Here is a 2,717-nt window from a genome sequence, read left to right as displayed (position 1 = left end):
GCCCTGGACCTGCCGGCGGCCGACCGCCTGATCCAGGCCGCCGCCGCCGCCGGCCTGCATCTCCACCACAGCCAGGTGCTGCGCTTCAGCCGGCCGCAGCAGGGGGGGCTGGCCGCCCTGCGCCACCTGAGGAACCTCGGCGCCACCGCCAGCCCCCAGCCCCCCCTTGGGGCCGGTGAGCTGCGCCGGCTCCTGGCCCACTGGCCCGTGGAGGAGTCCCTCACCTGGGAGGTGCTGCTCCTGGTCGGCCACCGCGACCACCCCGCCCCCTCTGCCCGATGAGCTCCCCCCTCCAGTTCGTGGTCTGCGGCACCGACACCGACGTCGGCAAGACGGTGGTGAGCGCCCTGCTGGTGCAGGGCCTGGGGGCCCACTACTGGAAACCGGTCCAGAGCGGCCTGGAGGACGGCGGCGACAGCGGCCGGGTGCAGCGGCTGCTCAACCTGCCTGCCGAGCGGTTGTGGCCGGAGGCCTACCGTCTCACGGCCCCCGTGTCCCCCCACTGGGCGGCCGAGCGGGACGGCCTCAGCATCGATCCGGCCCGGCTGGCCCTGCCGGCCTGGGACGGGCCCTTGGTGGTGGAGACGGCGGGCGGTCTGCTGGTGCCCCTGCGGCGCGACTGGCTGCAGATCGATCAGATCGCGGCCTGGGGCCTGCCGGTGCTGCTGGTGGCCCGCAGCGGCCTGGGCACCCTCAACCACACCCTGCTGTCCCTGGAGGCGCTGGAGCGGCGTTCGATCCCCGTGCTCGGCCTGGTGCTCAACGGCGATCCTCACCCCGACAATCCCCGCACCCTGGCCGCCCTCGGCGGGGTGCCGGTGCTGGCGGAGCTGCCGCCCCTGGATCCCCTCGACCGGGAAGGCCTGGAGCGCCAATGGCACCGCAGTGGCCTGGCCCGTAGCCTGCAGCCATGAGCCGTAAGCATTTCCTGGTGACAGGCACCATTGCCGCACTCTGTGCGGGCATCCTGGTGCTGTTCACCGACATCGAGACCAGCGTCACCCGCTGGGTCAACTGCGGGCCGATCGCCACCGAGGGCGAACGCCGTTCGGAGGTCTGCCGCTGAGCCCCACCGTGACCGGACCCGGCTGGCATCCCCACCTCTGGCACCCCTTCACCCAGGTGGCCACCGCCGATCCGCCCCTGCAGGTGGTGCGCGGCGAGGGCGCCCTGCTGGAACTGGAGGACGGCCGCCGGCTGATCGATGCCATCAGCAGCTGGTGGGTGACCCTGCACGGCCACGGCGAGCCCGCCATCGCCGACGCCGTCGCCCAGCAGGCCCGCAGCCTGGAGCAGGTGGGCTTCTCCGATTTCCGCCACCCGGCCGCCGAGCAGCTGGCCGAACGCCTGGCCGTCTGCAGTGGCCTGGAGCGGCTGTTCTTCTCCGACAACGGCTCCACGGCGGTGGAGGTGGCCCTCAAGATCGCCTGGCAGTGGTGGCGCAACCGGGGCGAGCCGCGCCGGCAGCTGATCGCCTTCGAGGGGGCGTATCACGGCGACACCTTCGGCGCCATGGCGGTGGGGGAGCGCTCCCTGTTCTCCGAGGCGTTCGAGCCGCTGCTGTTCGCCGTGGCCCGGGCCCCCTGGCCCGCCACCTGGTGGGGCGACGACGGGGTGGAGGCGCGGGAGGCGGCGGCCCTGGAGCGGCTGGAGCAGCTGCTGGAAACGCCCACCGCGGCGGTGATCCTCGAACCCTTGCTTCAGGGGGCCGGCGGCATGGCCCTGGTGCGGGAGGAGTTCCTGCGCCGGGTGGAGGCGCTGGTGCGCACCAGCGGGGCCCTGCTGATCGCCGACGAAGTCATGACCGGCTTCGGCCGCAGCGGCCACCTGTTCGCCTGCCAGCGGGCCGGCATCCACCCCGACCTGATGGCCCTCTCCAAGGGGCTCACGGGCGGCTTCCTGCCCATGGGCGTCACCCTGGCCCGGGAGGCCATCTTCGAGGGCTTCATCGGCACCACCCCCGGCCTGACCCTCTTCCACGGCCACAGCTTCACCGCCAACCCCCTCGGTTGCGCCGCCGCCCTGGCCAGCCTTGATCTGCTGCAGGAGCGGCCGGAGCGCCACCAGGGATTCGAGGCGCGCCACCGTCCCCACCTGGAGGCCCTGGCGCGCCATCCCCTGGTGCGGCGGCCGCGGTTACTTGGCAGCGTCGCCGCCTTCGAGGTGGCCACCGACGCCCCCGGCTACCTCAATCCCGTAGGCCAGCGGCTGCAACGCCAGGCCCTGGCCCGGGGGGTGTTCCTGCGGCCCCTGGGCCAGGTGGTCTACCTGCTGCCGCCGCTGTGCATCGACGACGACCAGCTGGCCCGGTGCTACGCGGTGATCGGGGAAGCCCTCTCGAGCCTCTGAGCGGGCGCAGGAGGCCGGGGCTGTGGCGAGACCTCAGGGTCCCGCCAGGATCGCCGCCTCCACGTCGGCCCGCGACAGTCCGTAGGGAAACTGGCGCGCCGTGGTGCGGCCCTCCTGGTGCCAGCTCACCCGCAGTTCCTCCACCTCCATCTCGATCCGGGCGCTCCACTCGGGGCGGTGCAGGTCCCAGTGGGCCACATTGCTGCGCGACTGACTGGCGCCGAGCTGGCGGAGCCAGGCCTCCAGGGCGGGCAGGGGGTGGTTGTAGAGCGGCGTGGGCGCGGGGGGCAGGGTCGCCATCGGATGGACAGGGGAAGGGAGGATCAGGCGGCGGGCGGCTGGGGGAGCGGGGGCGCTGGATCACATGC

4 protein-coding genes and 1 pseudogene are annotated in these 2,717 nt (G+C 73.5%); 4 read left to right on the top strand and 1 reads right to left on the bottom strand.

The genetic code is table 11. The features are described from left to right. The 4 genes and pseudogenes from VB737_RS06370 to bioA all read left to right on the top strand — a co-directional run. A pseudogene (locus VB737_RS06370) lies at window positions 1-282 on the top strand (SAM-dependent methyltransferase); the annotation flags it as partial. Next, on the top strand, window positions 279-914 hold the full coding sequence (bioD, locus tag VB737_RS06365; RefSeq protein ID WP_500312079.1) for a dethiobiotin synthase: 636 nt from the start codon (window positions 279-281) through the stop codon (window positions 912-914). The pseudogene VB737_RS06370 and the gene bioD, both read left to right, overlap by 4 nt. Beyond that, complete coding sequence (locus VB737_RS06360; RefSeq protein WP_500312077.1) at window positions 911-1,066, top strand: hypothetical protein; 156 nt, start codon at window positions 911-913, stop codon at window positions 1,064-1,066. Before bioD ends, VB737_RS06360 begins: the two co-directional genes overlap by 4 nt. An 8-nt stretch (window positions 1,067-1,074) precedes the next feature. Continuing rightward, entirely contained in the window at window positions 1,075-2,349 is a 1,275-nt protein-coding gene (bioA, locus tag VB737_RS06355) for an adenosylmethionine--8-amino-7-oxononanoate transaminase (RefSeq protein WP_500312075.1), read from the top strand. A 33-nt stretch (window positions 2,350-2,382) separates the two neighbouring features. Here the strand turns inward: bioA and VB737_RS06350 are convergent, their stop codons facing one another. Then, window positions 2,383-2,649, bottom strand: a complete 267-nt coding sequence (locus VB737_RS06350) for a DUF3143 domain-containing protein (protein ID WP_015110561.1) — start codon at window positions 2,647-2,649, stop codon at window positions 2,383-2,385. Between the last annotated feature and the right edge of the window lie 68 nt (window positions 2,650-2,717).

The sequence above is a fragment of the Synechococcus sp. BA-120 BA3 genome (assembly GCF_034931285.1).
Classification (GTDB): Bacteria; Cyanobacteriota; Cyanobacteriia; order PCC-6307; family Cyanobiaceae; genus Cyanobium.
This window is presented reverse-complemented; position numbering and strand designations above follow the sequence as displayed.